We start from the raw sequence: 396 nt of genomic DNA on the forward strand, positions 1-396 counted from the left end.
GTGTCAGGTCTCACGGCACCGCGGATCCCACCGCACCGCGGGCGGCGCGACCTCCGGGCCGCCTCACCGCGGAGGCGGCGTCAGGGGCAGAGCTGCCCGGCGGCGGAGTCCACGACGATCCGGGAGATCTCGTCGACCTCGCGGTCCGAGTAGCCACCCACCGAGATCTGGCCGGCCACGGCATCAGCGATCGTGGTGGTCTCGCCCGCGGCGCCACCGGTGGTCCGGATCCGACAGATCGTGTTCCCGGCGGCCACGAGCGAGTCGGAGAGCTCCTCGGTCCGGATGCCCCGGGCCTCGAGCGCGGCGAGGTAGCCGCGCTCCCGCGCGCCGACGACCGGGGCGGTGTATCCCGGGGCGTCCGAGCCCACCGGCGCCGGGGCCTCGGTGAAGCGC

The 396-nt window shown here is 75.8% G+C and carries 1 protein-coding gene; it reads right to left on the bottom strand.

What is annotated here, in order from left to right; translation table 11 throughout:
• Positions 1-80: 80 nt before the first annotated feature.
• Positions 81-396 (bottom strand): DUF732 domain-containing protein (locus tag IY392_RS18740; protein WP_228549643.1); only part of this gene is annotated, 316 nt, incomplete at its 5' end.

Source organism: Dietzia sp. SYD-A1 (assembly GCF_015356725.1).
Lineage (GTDB): Bacteria > Actinomycetota > Actinomycetes > Mycobacteriales > Mycobacteriaceae > Dietzia.